The 18,455-nt window shown below is 56.0% G+C and carries 15 protein-coding genes and 7 tRNA genes; 2 read left to right on the plus strand and 20 right to left on the minus strand.

Annotated elements, in window-relative coordinates:
- Window positions 1-4: 4 nt before the first annotated feature.
- Together KPHS_15150 and KPHS_15160 are read right to left on the minus strand one after the other, a co-directional pair.
- Entirely contained in the window at window positions 5-1,798 is a 1,794-nt protein-coding gene (locus tag KPHS_15150; RefSeq protein YP_005225815.1) for a putative filamentous hemagglutinin, read from the minus strand.
- A 65-nt stretch (window positions 1,799-1,863) separates the two neighbouring features.
- Complete coding sequence (locus KPHS_15160; RefSeq protein YP_005225816.1) at window positions 1,864-3,534, minus strand: putative hemolysin activator HlyB; 1,671 nt, start codon at window positions 3,532-3,534, stop codon at window positions 1,864-1,866.
- A gap of 14 nt (window positions 3,535-3,548) precedes the next feature.
- Here KPHS_15160 and KPHS_15170 point away from each other — a divergent pair, with 14 nt between their 5' ends.
- On the plus strand, window positions 3,549-3,665 hold the full coding sequence (locus KPHS_15170; protein ID YP_005225817.1) for a hypothetical protein: 117 nt from the start codon (window positions 3,549-3,551) through the stop codon (window positions 3,663-3,665).
- A 242-nt stretch (window positions 3,666-3,907) separates the two neighbouring features.
- Here KPHS_15170 and KPHS_15180 read toward each other — a convergent pair whose 3' ends face one another.
- From KPHS_15180 to KPHS_15260, 9 genes are all read right to left on the minus strand, one after another.
- Window positions 3,908-4,633 carry a glutamate/aspartate ABC transporter ATP-binding protein gene (locus tag KPHS_15180; RefSeq protein YP_005225818.1) on the minus strand — a complete coding sequence of 242 codons (726 nt, stop codon included), beginning with the start codon at window positions 4,631-4,633 and terminating at the stop codon, window positions 3,908-3,910.
- On the minus strand, window positions 4,633-5,307 hold the full coding sequence (locus tag KPHS_15190) for a glutamate/aspartate ABC superfamily ATP binding cassette transporter, permease protein (protein YP_005225819.1): 675 nt from the start codon (window positions 5,305-5,307) through the stop codon (window positions 4,633-4,635). The genes KPHS_15180 and KPHS_15190 overlap by 1 nt, the downstream gene beginning before the upstream one ends.
- Entirely contained in the window at window positions 5,307-6,047 is a 741-nt protein-coding gene (locus tag KPHS_15200; protein YP_005225820.1) for a glutamate/aspartate ABC transporter permease, read from the minus strand. The genes KPHS_15190 and KPHS_15200 overlap by 1 nt, the downstream gene beginning before the upstream one ends.
- A gap of 164 nt (window positions 6,048-6,211) precedes the next feature.
- A complete protein-coding gene (locus KPHS_15210; protein ID YP_005225821.1) occupies window positions 6,212-7,123 on the minus strand; it encodes a glutamate/aspartate periplasmic binding protein in 912 nt (303 codons plus the stop codon).
- 354 nt (window positions 7,124-7,477) lie between these two features.
- Window positions 7,478-9,016, minus strand: a complete 1,539-nt coding sequence (locus tag KPHS_15220) for an apolipoprotein N-acyltransferase (protein ID YP_005225822.1) — start codon at window positions 9,014-9,016, stop codon at window positions 7,478-7,480.
- Between the two features lie 125 nt (window positions 9,017-9,141).
- The gene (locus tag KPHS_15230) at window positions 9,142-10,089 is read right to left on the minus strand and encodes a CNNM family magnesium/cobalt transport protein CorC (RefSeq protein YP_005225823.1); all 948 of its coding nucleotides are present in this window, start codon (window positions 10,087-10,089) and stop codon (window positions 9,142-9,144) included.
- A 78-nt stretch (window positions 10,090-10,167) separates the two neighbouring features.
- Window positions 10,168-10,641, minus strand: a complete 474-nt coding sequence (locus KPHS_15240; protein YP_005225824.1) for a putative metalloprotease — start codon at window positions 10,639-10,641, stop codon at window positions 10,168-10,170.
- Window positions 10,638-11,684 carry an ATP-binding protein gene (locus KPHS_15250; RefSeq protein YP_005225825.1) on the minus strand — a complete coding sequence of 349 codons (1,047 nt, stop codon included), beginning with the start codon at window positions 11,682-11,684 and terminating at the stop codon, window positions 10,638-10,640. Before KPHS_15250 ends, KPHS_15240 begins: the two co-directional genes overlap by 4 nt.
- 153 nt (window positions 11,685-11,837) lie before the next feature.
- Window positions 11,838-13,262 (minus strand): tRNA-I(6)A37 thiotransferase enzyme MiaB, encoded by a 1,425-nt coding sequence (locus tag KPHS_15260; RefSeq protein YP_005225826.1) that lies wholly within the window; start codon window positions 13,260-13,262, stop codon window positions 11,838-11,840.
- Between the two features lie 179 nt (window positions 13,263-13,441).
- On the opposite strand from KPHS_15260, the gene KPHS_15270 reads away from it, so the two are divergent.
- A complete protein-coding gene (locus tag KPHS_15270; RefSeq protein YP_005225827.1) occupies window positions 13,442-14,617 on the plus strand; it encodes a 2-octaprenyl-3-methyl-6-methoxy-1,4-benzoquinol hydroxylase in 1,176 nt (391 codons plus the stop codon).
- A gap of 119 nt (window positions 14,618-14,736) precedes the next feature.
- Here KPHS_15270 and KPHS_t00820 read toward each other — a convergent pair.
- The 9 genes from KPHS_t00820 to KPHS_15290 all read right to left on the minus strand — a co-directional run bounded on the left by KPHS_t00820 (window position 14,737) and on the right by KPHS_15290 (window position 18,420).
- Window positions 14,737-14,811, minus strand: a tRNA-Gln gene (locus KPHS_t00820).
- A 75-nt stretch (window positions 14,812-14,886) separates the two neighbouring features.
- A tRNA-Gln gene (locus KPHS_t00810) sits at window positions 14,887-14,961 on the minus strand.
- Window positions 14,962-15,008: 47 nt separating this feature from the next.
- Window positions 15,009-15,085, minus strand: a tRNA-Met gene (locus KPHS_t00800).
- Window positions 15,086-15,108: 23 nt separating this feature from the next.
- Window positions 15,109-15,183, minus strand: a tRNA-Gln gene (locus KPHS_t00790).
- 36 nt (window positions 15,184-15,219) lie between these two features.
- Window positions 15,220-15,294 (minus strand) — tRNA-Gln (locus KPHS_t00780).
- Between the two features lie 23 nt (window positions 15,295-15,317).
- Window positions 15,318-15,402, minus strand: a tRNA-Leu gene (locus tag KPHS_t00770).
- Between the two features lie 8 nt (window positions 15,403-15,410).
- Window positions 15,411-15,487: transfer RNA gene (locus KPHS_t00760), tRNA-Met, on the minus strand.
- 237 nt (window positions 15,488-15,724) lie between these two features.
- On the minus strand, window positions 15,725-17,389 hold the full coding sequence (locus KPHS_15280; protein YP_005225828.1) for an asparagine synthetase B: 1,665 nt from the start codon (window positions 17,387-17,389) through the stop codon (window positions 15,725-15,727).
- A gap of 278 nt (window positions 17,390-17,667) precedes the next feature.
- Entirely contained in the window at window positions 17,668-18,420 is a 753-nt protein-coding gene (locus tag KPHS_15290; RefSeq protein YP_005225829.1) for a UMP phosphatase, read from the minus strand.
- Between the last annotated feature and the right edge of the window lie 35 nt (window positions 18,421-18,455).

Genomic DNA, 18,455 nt, shown 5'->3' on the forward strand with positions numbered 1-18,455 from the left:
TGTCTTATTTCACCGTGTTGACTTCGGTGCTCTTGAAATACTGTTTTCCACCCATGTCGCTAACATATTTCTGCGATGAGTTCAGTACCAGCTTGTCAGCAGTTAACGTCCCGACTCCGCATTTCGCCAGGCCCAGTATGCCGCAACTTTTACCACCATTGACCACTTTGGTGGCGGTTAACGTCATGTTGCCGCCCGCGCTGAGGGTTGAATAATTGTAGATCGCGCCTTTATTTTTGGTATTTAAGGTCAGGTCGCCGGTGCTGCTGATCTGCCCTTCGTTGGTGATATCTGAGTAGGTCGTGATTGAAATATTTTTGGCAGTAATATTGCCATAATTATTCACTACGCCGTGATCGGTGGTGATATCGGCGGCATTCATATAACCATTTTGGTTCAGCCAGTAGCTGTGGGCGGTAATGGCGTTGGTTGCCTCAATACGACCACTGCTGCTTTGCGCCAGCGTGCCATTGGTCTGCAGATTGATATTTTCGCCGGTGATATTGCCGAGGTTATAGATCTCGCCCGTATTGGCGCTGCCGTCCTGTGTAAGCGACTGAATGGTGGTTTGGCCAGTAGAGTTAATATTGCCGGTGTTTTTAAAGCTGTCGCCGACAAACGTCAGGCTGGTGTGTTTGGCGCTGATTTTGCCTTCATTGAGGAAATCACCGATTGCCGTGGCGGCAATCTGGTTATTTGACAGCAGGGAGGCTTTTTCTTCGTTGCGGATTTTCCCGCCGCTGGTCAGGCTTAATCCACTGGTGCCGGTCATCGTGCCTGAGTCGCCGTTGGTGATGTTGCCGTTAGCGGTGGCAATCAGCTGGCCGCCGGAGAGAGAACCGGTGTTAACGATATAATCGCCACTGGAGAGCATTAAATAATAGGCGCCGGCGATGCTACCGTCATTGGTGATGCCCGTGACGGTGGAAACCTGGCTCAGCAAACCTTTGCCCGTTATTGACCCTTTGTTCAGCAAATTACCGTTGCTGGTGAGCATCAGCGTGCCGTTGGAGATAATAGAACCCTTATTACGTACGCCAAAGCCGATATTATTGCCGACCATGCTGATGCTGTTGGCCTCAATGCCGCCAAGGCTGCTGACGTCGATGCTGTACTGCGGGTTAACCGTCATCTGGATCAGGGTGGCCTTTTTACCGGCGGAGGTCACCGAGCCAGAGCTGTTATCCATGGTGAAGTTGCCCGCGCTGACCAGGGCGTTGTTGGCCTGCACTTTACCGTTAATCTTAATCGCGTCGGCGAGCAGAACCGCGTAGCCGTTGGCGGCGTTCATGCCATTTTCGCCGATGGTGAGGGTGCCGCCCGTTACGGTATAGCTGCCGATGGCGCCATCGTCGGTCATATTAACCTTGCCGGTGGTCAGGATAGCCTTGTTGGTATTAACAAAGCTACAGCCGGAACAGGTGATGCCGTTCGGGTTGGCGATTACCACATCCGCTTTCTGACCGTTGACTTCGATAAAGCCCTTCAGGCTACTGGCGTTTTTGGAGGTCACCTCGTTCAAAATCACCGAAGCGCTGCCGGCGGTCAGATTATTGTTGCGGGCGATATTGCCAAATGTGCTGTGGCTGACATCATCGCCGCTGTTATTAAGGATGGTGCCATTGGTGCCGACGTTGAAGTCGCGGTACAGGTTATGGGAGACACCGGCGGCATTCGGCTTTTCAATATCGATAACCGTGGCGCCGGAAGAGTGCGTATAGCTTGTGGGGTCGGCATAAACTACCGACGAGGTTAATACTGCCGCCAGTGCGACATAAGAAGCCTTAAACTTAAACATTTTCTTTATTCCTTTAAATAATGATTAATAAATAATGTAAATATGACGAGTCAATAATGTGCGAATTAATACCTCCACTGTAATGAAAAGCCCATATTCAGGGCGTCGCTATGAAACTTATCCGGTTTACTCAGCGGGGTACTAATAAACAGATCGTACTGCGTTGACCATAGCTGACCGCGCAGCCCGCTGACGGCGCCGGAGAGCACTTTGCCTTTTTGATATAGATCGGCGCCGATAAGACGGCCTATATCCGCGCCCAAATAGAATTGCCGCTCGTGGGTGGCCAGATCCCAGATAAAATCGTTGCGCCAGTACCATCCCTGATTGCCGGACAGGCTGTTTTCACCGTCAAAACCGCGCACGCTCCAGCGACTACCAATATTGAATTTATTATCGGAAGCGAGTTTGTCCGGGCTGAACTGGGCGCTGAGGCGGGGAGCCCAGGTAAATTTGTCGCCGGTGGCGTCAAATTTCATCATTGCCTGCAGATTACCATGCACAATCCGCGACAGCGGGCTATACAGCCCGGCCTGCTCTTCCGGCGTTGCTGTCGAGCTGAGCCACGGCAGGCTGCGCTGGATGCCGATGCTGGCATCAACAATCTTGTTGTTAAAGTAGTGCTGGTGGTTGAGGGTGAATTCCCATGAGGGGTTCTGCTTGCGCATCACCAGTAGCTCACTGCCGCCGAAGTAATAATGCGAGGTGCTCTTGGCGATCCGCAGGTCGGCGGTGGTTTTTTGCTGCCGGGTGTGGGAGAGCAGACGACTCAGCGTGGCGCTGTAGTAGCGATTTTTACTCTTATAATCCATCGTCGACCAGTTGCCGTTAAACTGCTGACGATACTGGCTGTATGCCCCGTAGGCGCTTAGTGTCCAGTAGCCAAAGGGAATGGAGTAATACAGGCTGCCGTTGTGGTTGCCGTCGTTATGCTGATTGAATTCAATATCGCCCCCGCCGGAAAGGTACAGGATATCGTTGAGGGTGGTCAGGTCATAGAGATAGAGGGCCCCGCCGGCCTGGTAGCGTCCGCTGGCTTTGCTGCCGGCGTCGTCAAGCCAGGCGCCAAGCTGCCATTTTTTCGCCAGGCTGCGGGCGATCTGGATATCGCTTTCTCCCTCGTGTTGGCCCGGCAACAGTTTCATGTGCGCGGTGGCGCCGGGCAGACGCTGCAGGTTGGCCATCCCTTGCTCAAGGTCGCTTAAGCGCAGGATAGTACCGGAAGAGGTGGGTAGGGAATTCCACAGGCGGGTGGTGTCCGAGCCGTCGGCATAGTCGATAGCGCCCACTTTGCCATAGTGCAGCGTGAACCTGAGTATGCCGTGCTCCAGCGACTGGGAGGGCACATCAATCAGCGAGGTGATGTAGCCTTGCGCGATCAGCTCATTTTGCAAGGTATAGGCCAGCAGGCGAATGCCTTCGCTACCCAGACAGCGTCCCTGCGCCTGCCGTGCGGTTTTCGCCAGTAATTTCCGGGTGAGCGCCTGGTTATCGGAGTCGATATCGACCCGGTTGATCAATTTGCAATGCGTTTCCTCAGGAAAAGGGATCCCCTGCGGCGCCACGCGCTGTTGTGAAGACTGAAAATCCTGTTGCTGCGGCGCCAGCGCCTCCTGGCGGGCTTTATCCTGCTCCGTCTGGTGAGTAGAAGAGGCCAATGGCGCGGCCCCGGCGGCTGAGGTGCCCGCCAGCGTGATAAACAGCAGCCCGGTGAGCGTGCGAGATCGAATTAACATGAAGCAATATCCATTTGTTTCATTGGTTTGGTGGCGCATCCATTATTCTGCGAGCGGCAGAGAATATTGATGGCCTTTATTTCGGCGCAGGCGAGGTCAGGCAAGAATATTATATTCAATTAATAAAATAATCATGCGACGAACCTGTTACGAGGCGTTATATGCTAGCGGCGGTGGCAATGCCGGTCCACGAATTCATTATTGAATTCTTTATGAATTGATCGATTTAATAAATAAGTTCAGCTTTTATCGCCCAGGTTTATTGGGTACGTAAATGATAGTAGCGATCATCTACCGCATAAATAACATTGGCGAATAATATGGCGGAAAAGATTAACTGCGCATACCGGGCGGTATGCGCAGAGAAAAACCATTAATGAAGTATTTTGGCGAGGAAATCTTTGGCACGCTCGGATTGCGGATTGGCAAAGAAGGCCTCTTTATCGGCATCCTCGACAATCTTCCCTTCATCCATAAAGATCACCCGGTTCGCCACCTTGCGGGCAAAGCCCATCTCATGGGTCACGACCATCATGGTCATCCCCTCGTTGGCCAGTTCGACCATAACGTCCAGCACCTCGTTAATCATCTCCGGGTCAAGCGCTGAGGTGGGCTCATCAAACAGCATGGCGATCGGGTCCATACACAGGGCTCGGGCAATGGCCACGCGCTGCTGCTGGCCGCCGGAGAGTTGCGCCGGGTATTTTTCCGCATGCGCCGCCAGGCCAACGCGCTCCAGCAACTTGAGGCCTTTCTTGCGCGCTGAGGCTTTATCGCGGTTAAGCACTTTGACCTGCGCCAGCGTCAGGTTGTCGATAATCGACAGATGCGGGAACAGTTCAAAATGCTGAAACACCATGCCGACGTGCGAGCGCAGTTTAGCCAGGTTGGTCTTTTTATCGTTAACCACGGTGCCATCGACAATAATCTGCCCCTGCTGTACCGGCTCAAGGCCGTTCACAGTCTTAATCAGCGTGGATTTACCGGAGCCTGACGGCCCGCAGACCACCACGACTTCGCCTTTTTTCACTTCCGTGGAGCAATCGGTCAGCACCTGAAAGTGACCATACCATTTTGAAACGTTTTTCAGGGTAATCATTACACAGTCCTTTTCTTCAACCAGCTGACCAACAGCGAGGCGCTGAGGCTAATCACAAAATAGACGCCGCCTGCGAACAGGATCATTTCGACCTGGGTTCCGTCACGCTCGCCAATGGTGGAGGCGGTACGGAAGAAGTCGGCGAGACTCAATACATACACCAGCGAGGTATCCTGGAACAGGACGATCCCCTGGGTTAGCAGCAGCGGCACCATGGCGCGGAAGGCCTGCGGCAGGATCACCAGCCGCATTGACTGCCAGTGGGTCATCCCCAACGCCAGCGCGGCGCTGGACTGGCCGCGGGAGATGCTCTGAATGCCGGCGCGGATAATCTCTGAATAGTAGGCGGCTTCGAACATCGAAAACGCCACCATCGCCGAGATCAGGCGAATATCCGTTTTCGGCGACAGTCCCAGCACGTTCTGCAGGAAGCCCGGGACAATCAGGTAGAACCACAGCAGGACCATCACCAGTGGGATTGAGCGGAATACGTTGACGTAGGATTTAGCAAACCAGGCCAGCGGCAGAAAGCTGGACAGGCGCATAACCGCCAGCAGAGTGCCCCAGACAATGCCGACCACGATGGCGATCACCGTAATCTTCAGGGTGATCACCAGCCCTGCCAGCAGATAGGGCATGGAGGGAACGATCGAACTCCAGTCAAAATCGTACATTATTTGCCTCCCATATTGCCAGGCAGGCGAACCTTACGCTCGACCACATACATAATCAGCATAATCACCGCGTTGATGAAAACATAGGCCAGGGTGATGGCGGTAAAAGACTCCCAGGCATGAGCGGAGTAGTCCAGCAGTTTGCCCGCCTGTGCGGCCATATCGGCCAGACCGATGGTGGAGGCGATGGCCGAGTTTTTCACCAGGTTCATCATCTCCGAGGTCATCGGCGGCACAATAACGCGGTAGGCGTTCGGCAGCAGCACGTAGCGGTAGGTTTGCGGCAGGGTCAGGCCCATCGCCAGGCCGGCGTTCTTCTGCCCGCGCGGCAGCGACTGGATGGCGGCGCGTACCTGCTCGCAGACGCGAGCGGCGGTAAACAGCCCCAGGCACAGCATGGAGGAGACAAAGAATTGAATGTTTGGGTCCAGCTCCGATTTAAACCACATGCCGATATTTTCCGGCAGGAACTCCGGCACCACCAGGTACCAGGTAAAGAACTGCACGATCAGCGGCACGTTGCGAAACAGTTCGACATAGCAGGTGCCAATGCCCGAGAGGAAGCGATTGGGGACCGTGCGTAAAATGCCGAACAGTGAGCCGACGAGAAAAGCGATGATCCAGGCCGAGATGGAGAGGGCGACGGTAATTTGAAAACCGCTCCACAGCCAGCCCAGGTAGGTAGTGTTGCCGAAGGGGGCCTGTTGCAGGAATATCCCCCAGTTCCAGTCTATTGACATACATGACTCCTGGAAAAAAAAGGGTAGCCATTGCTACCCTCGAAGACGGTTGTCCAGCTTGTTTCGGTATTCGCGGCGGCTGGGGAACGACCAGCCGCCGTATAGTCTGTCCGTGCTGTGACAATCATCGGGAGGGCAGGATATCCCGCCCCTGGTTGTTATAATTAGTTCAGTGCTTTGTCGTTAGGTGATTTGAACAGCGCTTTCATGTCGTCCGACAGCTCGAAGTTGAGGTTAAGATTTTTTGGCGGAATCGGGTTTTTGAACCATTTGTCAAACCACTTCTCCGCTTCGCCAGAGGTCTGAGCCTGGGCGACGGTTTCATCAACCAGCGCCTTGAACGTCGGATCATCCTTCCGCAGCATGCAGCCATAGGCTTCCTTCGACTGCGGGGTGCCGACGATTTCCCAATTATCCGGTTTCTTCGCCTTGGCGCGTTCGCCAGCCAGCAGGGCATCATCCATCATAAAGGCCACGGCGCGTCCGCTCTCCAGGGTGCGGAAAGAGTCGCCATGATCTTTGGCGCTGATAATGCGCATATTCATTTTTTTCTCATCGTTCAGCTTATGCAGCAGGATCTCCGAGGTGGTTCCGGAGGTGACGACGACCGCTTTATCCTTCAGGTCCGGGAAATCTTTGATCGGACCGCCTTTCTTCACCAGCAGACGGGTACCGACCACGAAGATGGTATCGGAGAAGGCCGCCTGTTTCTGGCGCTCAAGGTTGTTGGTGGTTGAGCCGCACTCGAAATCAAAGGTGCCATTCTGCAGCAACGGGATACGGTTCTGCGAGGTGACCGGGATCAGTTTGACCTGCAGATCGGGTTTGTTCAGTTTTTTCTTGATGGCATCGACGATGGCGTTGGAATAATCCTGAGAGTAGCCCACAACCTTCTGCTGGTTATCGTAGTAAGAGAACGGGACCGAAGATTCACGATGGCCGACAACGATAACCCCGTTTTTGGCGATCTTATCCAGGGTGTTCTGGCCAGCCGCCGGGGCAGCATCTTCCGCCTGCGCCAGACCAGCGGTCATTCCCATTACCAGCATTGCCGTGGCCAGTTTACGTAATTGCATATCCAACTCCTTATCCGCAGCGTCAGCGACGCTATTGATACCCATTGTGATTGTGTGTGTTGTTATTGGGGGCACGCGTCCACGTGCCGCATTTGTATGTGTTTGTTAGCATTTAGTTTGGCTTAATGTAAAGATTTTGCTGCTTTATTGTTTATTTTTGCGAAGCGCTCCGCACCAATCGGAGGCAAATATCTTCCATTGCACCAAAATAGCGCGACCACCGATCGTTTCTGGTGCAACCTGGTTGCACTGGGTCGGACGATGCCGCTACCAGGTTAAATAAAGCAATGACTGTGCCAGAGTGGCAGATGATGGGAAGAAAAAGCCGGCGACGGGCGTCGCCGGCGGAGAAACTTATCGGCGACGCTGGCGCAGGCTCATCAGCAGCGCGGCGAAACCAAACAGCGCCGTCAGCGCCCATAGCGGCCAGTTGCCGGTGCGGGCGTAAGGGGTTAAGCCGCTGGCGGGGGTCACGGTGGTGGTCAACACCTCGCGGGTAAACTGCGGGATCATCTTCTGGATCTCGCCGCGCGGGCCGATCACCGCAGTAATGCCGTTGTTGGTGCTGCGCAGCAGCGGGCGGGCCAGCTCCAGGGCGCGCATTCGCGCCATCTGGAAGTGTTGCCACGGGCCGATGGACTTGCCGAACCAGGCGTCGTTGGAGATGGTCAGCAGGAAGTCGGTGTCCGGCCGGAAGTTATCCCGCACCTGTTCACCGAGGATTATCTCGTAGCAGATGGCCGCGGTCAGCTTCAGGTTATGCGCCATCAGCTGCGGCTGCACGTAGGGGCCGCGGCTGAAGGAGGACATCGGCAGGTCAAAGAACGGCGCCAGCGGACGCAGAATCGACTCCAGCGGTACAAACTCGCCGAACGGCACCAGATGGTTCTTGTTGTAGCGGTTGGTCGAGTCGTAGCGGTACGGGTTATCTTTGCCGAGAGTAATGATGGTGTTGTAGGTATCGTAACGGTTCTGCTTGTTGAGACGCGCATCGACAATGCCGGTGATCAGCGAGCTGTCTTTTGCGCGCAGCAGATCGTCCATCATGCTGAGGAACTGCTGCTGGTTGATCTCCAGATCCGGGATCGCCGATTCAGGCCAGATAATCAGCTGCGAGTGGCCGATATGCGGCTGGGTCAGCGCCAGGTAGGTTTTCAGGGTATTGACCAGCTGCTTTTCGTCCCATTTCATGGCCTGTGGGATATCGCCTTGCACCAGCGAGACCTGGGTCGCGCGCGCCGGCAGCAGCTGATACCACTGGATATAGCGCAGCGGGAACGGCAGGGCGAACAGCAGCGCGGCAATCGCCAGCGGCTTCCAGTTGCGCTGGACGAGGGCCAGGGCCAGCAGGCCGCTGACTACCATCAGCAGGAAGTTAATCGCCTCGACGCCCATCACCGGCGCGAGGCCTTTCAGCGGGCCGTCAATCTGGCTGTAGCCGAACTGTAGCCACGGAAAGCCGGTCAGCACCCAGCCGCGCAGGAACTCGGTGATTTGCCAGACGACAGGGGCAGCGATAGCCATCCGTATCCAGTTAGTTTTAGGCCACAGACGGGCGAGCAGGCCGGCAAACAGGCCGGTGTAGAGCGAGAGATAGGCCGCCAGCAGAACGACGAGGAAGACGTTAACCGGGCCGGGCATTCCGCCAAACTGCGCGATGCTGACATAGACCCAGTTGATACCCGTGCCGAACAACCCGAGTCCCCAGAAATAGCCGATCCCGGCGCTTTGCAGCGGGCGTCGGTTGAGGGTTAACGCCTGCAGACCGATCAGCGAAACGATAGCCGCTGGCCAGAAGTCATAAGGTGAAAAAGCCAGCGTTCCGCTGGCTCCAAACAACAGCGCCAGCAACAGACGTATGCGCTGGCGTTCAAGAAGAGAGGCAAATACCATTTAGGTTAATCGTCCCGTTAATTAACGCCTGCTGCTACAGGCTATTCTTTTTGCCAGCCGGACGCGGGGCACCTACAACCGTGTATGACTCGCGGTCTCCCGGCTGGCCATTTCAGCGCTACCGCTTACTCTTCCAGCTTCGGCTGGGGAGCGTCATCGGGCAGCTTTACATGCACCTGAATGATACGACGACTATCTGCCATTGCTACCTTGAATTGGTAACCATCAATGTCGATAGATTCGCCGCGGGCCGGCAGATGGCCGAAGGCCTGCATCACCAGCCCGCCAATGGTATCCACTTCTTCATCGCTAAAGTGCGTGTCGAAGGCCTCGTTGAAGTCTTCGATGGAGGCCAGGGCGCGCACCGTCCAGGTGTGGCGGCTCAGCTGGCGGAAATCGATATCTTCTTCTTCGTCGTACTCGTCTTCAATTTCCCCGACGATGAGCTCAAGGATATCCTCGATGGTCACCAGACCAGAGACGCCGCCGAATTCGTCAATAACGATCGCCATATGATAGCGCTGTGAGCGAAACTCTTTCAGCATGCGGTCGACCCGCTTGCTTTCCGGGACGACAACCGCCGGCCGTAACACTTTTTCCATGCTGAAGGCTTCGGCGTCGCTGCGCATAAACGGCAGCAGATCCTTGGCCATCAGAATCCCTTCGATGTGATCTTTATCTTCACTGATGACCGGGAAACGCGAGTGGGCGGATTCGATGATGACATCCAGGCACTCGTCCAGCGTCTGGTTGCGTTTCAGGGTTATCATTTGTGAACGGGGGATCATAATGTCGCGGACCCGCTGGTCGGCGATATCCATTACCCCTTCGAGCATGTCACGCGTATCTTCATCGATAAGGTCGTTTTGCCCGGAATCACGGATCAGCGCCAGCAGTTCATCGCGGTTTTTCGGTTCCCCGTGAAAAAGCTGGCTGAGTAACAGGGAGAAAAATCCCTTTTTGCTGTTTACTGTGTCACTACTGTGTGAATTGTCGTCGCTCATGGCGTCGTTTGGGTTCTCATGTTGATTTAACTGTCGCTCGTCGCGCGTAAACTCAGCGCCAGACGGCATGGGTTGCCTGACTTTCTGGCAGGTAAAACGCAGAAACAGCGGCCGGATGAGGCGCAAGCACCGCCATCCGGCTGGGCGCTATTCCGCAATCTTCTCGGAAATGTACGGGTCCTCATAGCCCAGAGCAAGCATTATCTCTGTTTCAAGGCCTTCCATCTCTTCCGCTTCGTCGTCTTCGATATGATCGTAGCCCAGCAGATGCAGGCTACCGTGCACCACCATATGCGCCCAGTGCGCCTCCAGCGGCTTACCTTGCTCGCTGGCTTCTTGCTCTACCACCTGACGGCAGATGATCAGATCGCCGAGCAGCGGCATTTCAATTCCCGGCGGCGCTTCAAACGGGAAGGAGAGGACGTTGGTCGGCTTATCCTTGCCGCGATAGGTCAGGTTCAGCTCATGGCTTTCTGCAACGTCGACCAGACGAATCGTTAACTCTGACTCCTCCTGAAACGGCGGAATGACGGCGTCGACCCAGCGTTGGAAAAGGGCTTCGTCCGGCAGGCCGCTGGTCTCTTCGCAGGCCAGCTGTAAATCGAGGATCACCTGACTCATTTTTGCTCCTGTTCCTGGGCTTCGCGTTTGCGCTCGGCGGCCAGCTCTGCTTTACGTTTCTGGTCTGCGGCTTCCCATGCCTCATAGGCGTTCACGATGCGGGCGACCACCGGATGGCGCACCACGTCTTCGCTATGGAAGAAGTTAAAGCTGATCTCATCGACTTCCGCCAGTACTTCGATGGCATGGCGCAGACCGGATTTGGTGCTGCGTGGCAGGTCAATCTGCGTGATGTCGCCGGTGATCACCGCCTTGGAGTTAAAGCCGATGCGGGTCAGGAACATCTTCATCTGTTCGATGGTGGTGTTCTGGCTTTCATCAAGAATGATAAAGGCGTCATTCAGCGTCCGTCCGCGCATATAGGCCAGCGGGGCCACTTCGATGACGTTACGCTCAATCAGCTTCTCCACTTTCTCAAAGCCGAACATCTCAAACAGCGCGTCATACAGCGGGCGCAGATACGGGTCGACCTTCTGGCTCAGATCGCCGGGCAGGAAGCCGAGCTTTTCGCCTGCCTCGACGGCCGGACGGGTCAGCAGAATACGGCGGATCTCCTGGCGCTCCAGCGCATCGACCGCCGCCGCCACCGCCAGATAGGTTTTACCCGTACCCGCCGGACCCACGCCGAAAGTGATGTCGTGATCGAGGATATTGGCGATGTACTGCGCCTGGTTCGGCGTACGCGGTTTGATTACCCCGCGCTTGGTCTTGATATTGACGGCTTTACCGTACTCAGGCACGCTTTCGGCGCTCTGCTCCAGTACGCGCGCTTCCTTGATCGCCAGGTGGATCTGCTCTGGTTCAATATCCTGAATCTGACCGCGCATTGGCGCTGTGTCGACATACAGGCTGCGCAGAATATCGGCGGCAGCGTGCACGCACAGGGCGCGACCGGTCAGCTTAAAGTGATTGTCACGGCGGTTGATCTCAATGCCTAACCGACGCTCCAGCTGTTTAATGTTGTCGTCAAACGGGCCGCACAGGGCTAACAGGCGTGCGTTATCCGCTGGCTCCAGGGTAATCTCACGAGTGTCTATGTTCAAACTATTCCTCTTTACGCAGGTGGCCGGACGCGGCGCGTGGCCGGCTAATCAGGAAATTATTTACGTCACAGGAAAATGGCGCAAGCATTGCTGTAGATATAGGGACGGAGAGAGGAATTACAAGGCCTGCCGGAACCGACAGGCCTGAAGGGATCATGGCTGGTAAATTCCCACGCCAAGATCGTTCTCTTTACGGGTGCGGGCAATCACTGATTCGGGTGATTCAGCGATACGCAGACCCATCTCCGCTTCGGTGCGCACGATTTTACCGCGCAGCGAGTTGGTATATACATCGACGATTTCGACATCGACAAACTTACCGACGAGGTCCGGGGTACCTTCGAAGTTGACCACCCGGTTATTCTCCGTACGTCCGGAGAGCTCCATGATGTTCTTACGCGAGGTGCCTTCCACCAGGATGCGCTGTACCGTGCCGAGCATGCGACGGCTCCAGGCCATCGCCTGCTGGTTAATGCGTTCCTGCAGGATATACAGACGCTGTTTTTTGTCCGCCTCCGGCACGTCGTCGACCATATCGGCCGCCGGGGTGCCCGGGCGAGCGGAGAAGATAAAGCTGTAGCTCATATCGAAATTGACGTCGGCGATAAGCTTCATGGTCTTTTCGAAATCTTCCGTGGTTTCGCCCGGGAAGCCGACGATAAAGTCGGAGCTTATCTGAATATCCGGGCGCGCTTCACGCAGCTTGCGAATAATCGCTTTATACTCCAGCGCGGTATGGGTGCGTCCCATCAGGTTCAGCACACGGTCGGAGCCACTCTGCACCGGCAGGTGCAGGAAGCTCACCAGCTCCGGCGTATCGCGATAAACGTCGATGATATCGTCGGTAAATTCGATCGGGTGGCTGGTGGTGAAGCGAATGCGGTCGATGCCGTCGATGGCGGCGACCAGGCGCAGCAGGTCGGCAAAGCTGCCGGTGGTGCCGTCGTAATTCTCACCGCGCCAGGCGTTAACGTTCTGCCCCAGCAGATTGACCTCACGCACACCCTGCGCCGCCAGCTGGGCGATTTCAAACAGGATATCGTCGCACGGACGGCTAACTTCTTCTCCGCGGGTATACGGCACCACGCAGTAGGTGCAGTATTTATTGCAACCTTCCATAATCGAGACAAAGGCGGTCGGCCCTTCGGCGCGCGGCTCTGGCAGGCGATCGAATTTTTCAATTTCCGGGAAGCTGATATCAACTACCGGACTGCGGTTGCCGCGCACGGAGTTAATCATCTCCGGCAGGCGGTGCAGGGTTTGCGGCCCGAAAATAATATCGACATAGTGCGCGCGCTGGCGAATATGGTCGCCTTCCTGGGAAGCCACGCAGCCGCCGACGCCAATAATCAGGTCCGGGTTCTTCTCTTTCAGCAGCTTCCAGCGGCCAAGCTGATGGAAAACTTTTTCCTGGGCCTTCTCACGAATTGAGCAGGTATTGAGCAACAGCACATCTGCTTCTTCCGCCACTTCGGTCAGTTGATACCCATGTGTCGCATCCAGCAGATCGGCCATCTTTGATGAATCATACTCGTTCATCTGACAGCCCCAGGTTTTAATATGGAGTTTTTTTGTCATTGACTTGCTCATGCTCAGTAATAGATATCCAAAACGCGGGGATATATACAGGGTGAATTTCGCATTCCAGGGCGCGTATTGTAATGCTTTGGTCGCCCCCTGACCAGTGCGAGCGTTATCGCCGCAAGAGGGCGAAAAATCCGGTAAACTTAACGGATTCTGCTTTAAGGATAATAGCCATGACAATTCACGTAACAGATGTCGCCATCGTGGGCGGCGGCATGGTCGGCGGCGCCCTGGCGTTAGGGCTGGCGCAACAGGGATTTACCGTGACGGTGCTTGAGAAAGCGGCGCCACCGGCGTTCGATCCGGCATCCGCCCCGGATGTGCGGATCTCGGCGATCAGCGCGGCTTCGGTCGGCCTGCTGAAGAGTCTCGGCGTCTGGGATGCCATACGGGCGATGCGCGTCCACGCGTATCGCCGTCTGGAGACCTGGGAGTGGGAGAGCGCGCACGTCGCCTTCGACGCCGCGGAGCTCAAGCTGCCGGAGCTGGGCTATATGGTCGAGAACAAGGTTCTGCAATGGGGCCTGTGGCAAGCGCTGGCGGCGCATGAGGCGGTTACCCTGTGCGTCGGTAGCGAACTGAAAACGATGCAGCGCGGCGAGACGCAGACGGCGTTGCATTTGCGCGAGGGGGAGACGATCCACGCCCGGCTGGTTATCGGCGCCGACGGCGCTAACTCCCAGGTGCGGGAGATGGCCGGCATCGGCGTGCACGCCTGGCAATATCAGCAGTCCTGTATGCTGATCAGCGTCGAATGCGCCGACGATCCCGGCGACAGCACCTGGCAGCAGTTTACTCCCAGCGGCCCACGCGCCTTCCTGCCGCTGTTCGACCACTGGGCTTCGCTGGTCTGGTACGACGCCCCGGCGCGGATCCGTCAGCTGCAGAGCATGACCATGGCGCAGCTCCAGCAGGAGATCGCCAGTCACTTTCCGGCGCGGCTGGGACGGGTGACGCCGCAGGCGGCCGGCGCCTTCCCGCTCACCCGGCGTCATGCGCTGCAGTATGTTCAGCCCGGCCTGGCGCTGGTGGGCGATGCGGCGCACACCATTCATCCACTGGCGGGGCAGGGGGTTAACCTTGGCTATCGTGATGTCGATGCCCTGCTGGAGATTCTGGCGGAAGCGCGCGGCCGCGGCGAAGACTGGGCCAGCCTGCCGGTGCTGAAGCGCTACCAGGCGCGGCGGCGAGCGGATAATTTTATCATGCAGTCGGGGATGGATCTGTTTTATGCCGGTTTCAGCAATGACCTGGCGCCGGTGCGGATGCTGCGTAATATTGGCCTGATGGCGGCTGAACGCGCCGGGGTGCTGAAGCGTCAGGCGCTGAAGTATGCCTTAGGCTTGTAAAACCGGCTTCCCGGGCAGGGGCGTAGCGGAGAGCGCCTGCCCGGCAGTCAGTACGGAGTAAGCATGTCAGGACGCCAATAGCAAAAAAGCCCACCGAAGTGAGCTTTTTTGCATTGAAGTGGCTGGGGTACGAGGATTCGAACCTCGGAATGCCGGAATCAGAATCCGGTGCCTTACCGCTTGGCGATACCCCAATTGTCTGTTGCGCTTGACCGTAACTATGCCGGTTGAGGGCAACAGTGCGTTCACTGCTGAACGACTTTTAAATTTGGCTGGGGTACGAGGATTCGAACCTCGGAATGCCGGAATCAGAATCCGGTGCCTTACCGCTTGGCGATACCCCAACAAATTGTTTGCGGATTTATCGATGCGTATCGATACGTCCAGAATTTGGTGGCTACGACGGGATTCGAACCTGTGACCCCATCATTATGAGTGATGTGCTCTAACCAGCTGAGCTACGTAGCCTAATTGTCTTACTGCTTCTTCGATGGCTGGGGTACCTGGATTCGAACCAGGGAATGCCGGTATCAAAAACCGGTGCCTTACCGCTTGGCGATACCCCAATACCGTCGCGGTGAACCGCAAATATCGAAGAAATATGGCTGGGGTACCTGGATTCGAACCAGGGAATGCCGGTATCAAAAACCGGTGCCTTACCGCTTGGCGATACCCCATCCGTACAACGCTAACTGGTGAATGGTGCGGGAGGCGAGACTTGAACTCGCACACCTTGCGGCGCCAGAACCTAAATCTGGTGCGTCTACCAATTTCGCCACTCCCGCAAAAAAGATGGTGGCTACGACGGGATTCGAACCTGTGACCCCATCATTATGAGTGATGTGCTCTAACCAGCTGAGCTACGTAGCCATCTTTTTTTCGCGTAACCTTATCGGCGTTGCGGGGCGCATTATGCGTATTGGGCCTGCGAGCGTCAACCTCTTTTTCAAGGAAAATCGTTGTAATGTGACTGTTTGGTTAGGTTGCGAACAGCTCGCTGGAATATTCGGCAATTATTGGTTATTTATCGTTTTTCAGCGGTATAAATCCGGCAAAAAGAAAACGGACCCCGGAGGGTCCGTTTTGCGTTTCACCGCCCGTCTGGGCTTATTTGTAGGCCGACTGGTGGACACCGACCGCGCGGCCTGATGGATCGTTCATGGTTTTGAACGCTTCATCCCACTCAATGGCTTTCGCTGAAGAGCAGGCCACCGACGGACCGCCAGGGACGCACTCCGCCGCGCTCGGCAACGGGAACAGCTCTTCGAAGATCTCGCGGTACAGATAGCCTTCTTTGGAGGTCGGCGTGTTGTACGGGAAGCGGAAGCTTGCGGTTTCCAGTTGCTGGTCGCTGATCTGTTTGGCGGCCACTTCTTTCAGGGTATCGATCCAGCTGTAGCCGACGCCGTCAGAGAACTGCTCCTTCTGGCGCCAGGCGACGCTGGCCGGCAGGTAGGATTCAAAGCATTCGCGCAGAATGTGTTTTTCCATTTTGCCGTTGCCGCACATCTTATCCTGCGGGTTAATGCGCATCGCGACGTCGAGGAACTTCTTGTCGAGGAACGGCACGCGGGCCTCCACGCCCCAGGCGGACATCGCTTTGTTGGCGCGGGCGCAGTCAAACATATGCAGCGCCTGCAGCTTACGCACCGTCTCTTCGTGCAGTTCTTTGGCGTTCGGCGCCTTATGGAAGTAGAGGTAGCCGCCGAACACTTCGTCCGAACCTTCGCCGGAAAGCACCATTTTGATGCCCATGGCTTTAATTTTCCGCGACATCAGGTACATCGGCGTCGAGGCGCGAATAGTGGTCACATCGTAGGTTTCGATGTGATAGATAACGTCGCGGATGGCATCCAGCCCTTCCTGGACGGTAAAGTGAATTTCGTGGTGCACGGTGCCGAGGTGGTTGGCCACCTCCTGCGCCGCTTTCAGGTCAGGAGAGCCTTCCAGACCGACCGCGAAAGAGTGCAGCTGCGGCCACCAGGCTTCGCTACGCTCCTGATCTTCGACGCGACGGGCGGCGAATTTCTTGGTGATAGCCGAGATGACCGATGAATCAAGACCGCCGGAGAGCAGCACGCCGTAAGGCACGTCGGACATCAGGTGGCTTTTCACCGACTCTTCCAGCGCCTGGCGCAGCTCGTTCTTATCGGTAACGTTGTCTTTCACCGCGTCGTAATCAAACCAGTCGCGCTGATAGTACTGGCGAATTTCGCCGTCTTTGCTCCACAGGTAGCTGCCCGCCGGGAACTCTTTAATGGTGCGGCATACCGGCACCAGCGCTTTCATTTCGGAGGCGACATAGAAGTTGCCGTGTTCGTCATGGCCCATATACAGCGGGATAATGCCGATATGGTCGCGGCCAATTAAGTACGCGTCTTTTTCGCTGTCGTACAGGGCGAAGGCGAACATTCCCTGCAGATCGTCGAGGAACTCCGGGCCTTTTTCCTGATACAGCGCGAGGATCACTTCGCAGTCGGAACCGGTCTGGAACTGGTAGCGATCGCCATACTCCGCGCGCAGCGCCTGGTGGTTGTAGATCTCGCCGTTAACGGCCAGCGCATGGGTTTTTTCGGCGTTGTACAGCGGCTGGGCCCCGGCGTTGACGTCGACAATCGACAGGCGCTCGTGCGCCAGAATCGCTTTGTCGCTGGCATATACGCCAGACCAGTCCGGACCGCGGTGGCGCATCAGGCGGGAAAGCTCCAGCGCCTTTTTACGCAGCTCGCCTGCGTCAGTTTTAATATCCAGTACGCCAAAAATAGAACACATAGCCTTCTCCATTACCCTGTCGTGTTTGATGTTGTGCTGGCTTCGTCTCGTGGCGAAGCCTGAGTGCGTGCTTAAGAAAATGCCGTAAAGGGGGAGCAGGCGCAAGGGTTTTGCGGCCGGAAAAAGAAAAAACGCAACCGTGATTGTTGAACAGTGAAAAAAGAGTATCTTTTGAACGGCTTTATTGAGGAATTCGTATTTATAGGCCGTTTTTATTAGATGGGGTAATTCTGATGGCCGCTAGAAATGAAAAACCACGTCCTGCGACGTGGTTGGCATCAGAAAATATCGATTTCCGCGACGGAAGGGTAAATCCACGACGGGCGGAACGGCATGCTGTCGATATCGTCGAGGGTGGAGACGCCGGAGAGCACCAGAATAGTCTCCAGCCCCGCCTGGAAACCGGCCAGTATATCGGTGCGCAGGTTATCGCCGACAATCACCGTCTGCTCGGAGTGAGCCTGCATTTTATTCAGCGCTGAACGGATGATCCACGGGCTGGGTTTGCCGACGTAAAACGGCTTACGGCCGGAGATCTTCTCGATCCCGGCGCACAGCGCGCCGCAGGCAGGGTAGAAGCCGCGACCGTGCGTATCCGGGTTAGTGGCAATGAAGCGGGCGCCGTTGGCGACGAAGAAGGCGGCCTTATGCATCATTTCCCAGTTAAAGGAGCGAGTTTCTCCGACGATGACAAAATCCGGGTTCACATCGGTAATGGTAAAGCCGGCTTTGTACAGCTCGTGGATCAGCGCCCCTTCTCCCACCACGTAGGCTTTTTTGCCTTCCTGGCGACGCAGAAAATCGGCGGTGGCCATCGCTGAGGTGTAAAAGGCGCTATCCGGAACATCAATTCCAGCGGTGGCGAAACGGTTCGCCAGATCCTGGCCGGTTTGCGACGGGTAGTTGGTCAGCATTACCAGCGGCATGCCTTTATCGAGGATGCGCTTGATAAACTCGGCTGCGCCGGGAACGGCGACGTTATCGTGCATCAGTACGCCGTCAATATCACAAATTATGTTTTGAATGGTCATGGTGGGTCCAGAATCATTAACAAAGACGAAACTAT

The sequence above is a fragment of the Klebsiella pneumoniae subsp. pneumoniae HS11286 genome, from assembly GCF_000240185.1.
Lineage (GTDB): Bacteria > Pseudomonadota > Gammaproteobacteria > Enterobacterales > Enterobacteriaceae > Klebsiella > Klebsiella pneumoniae.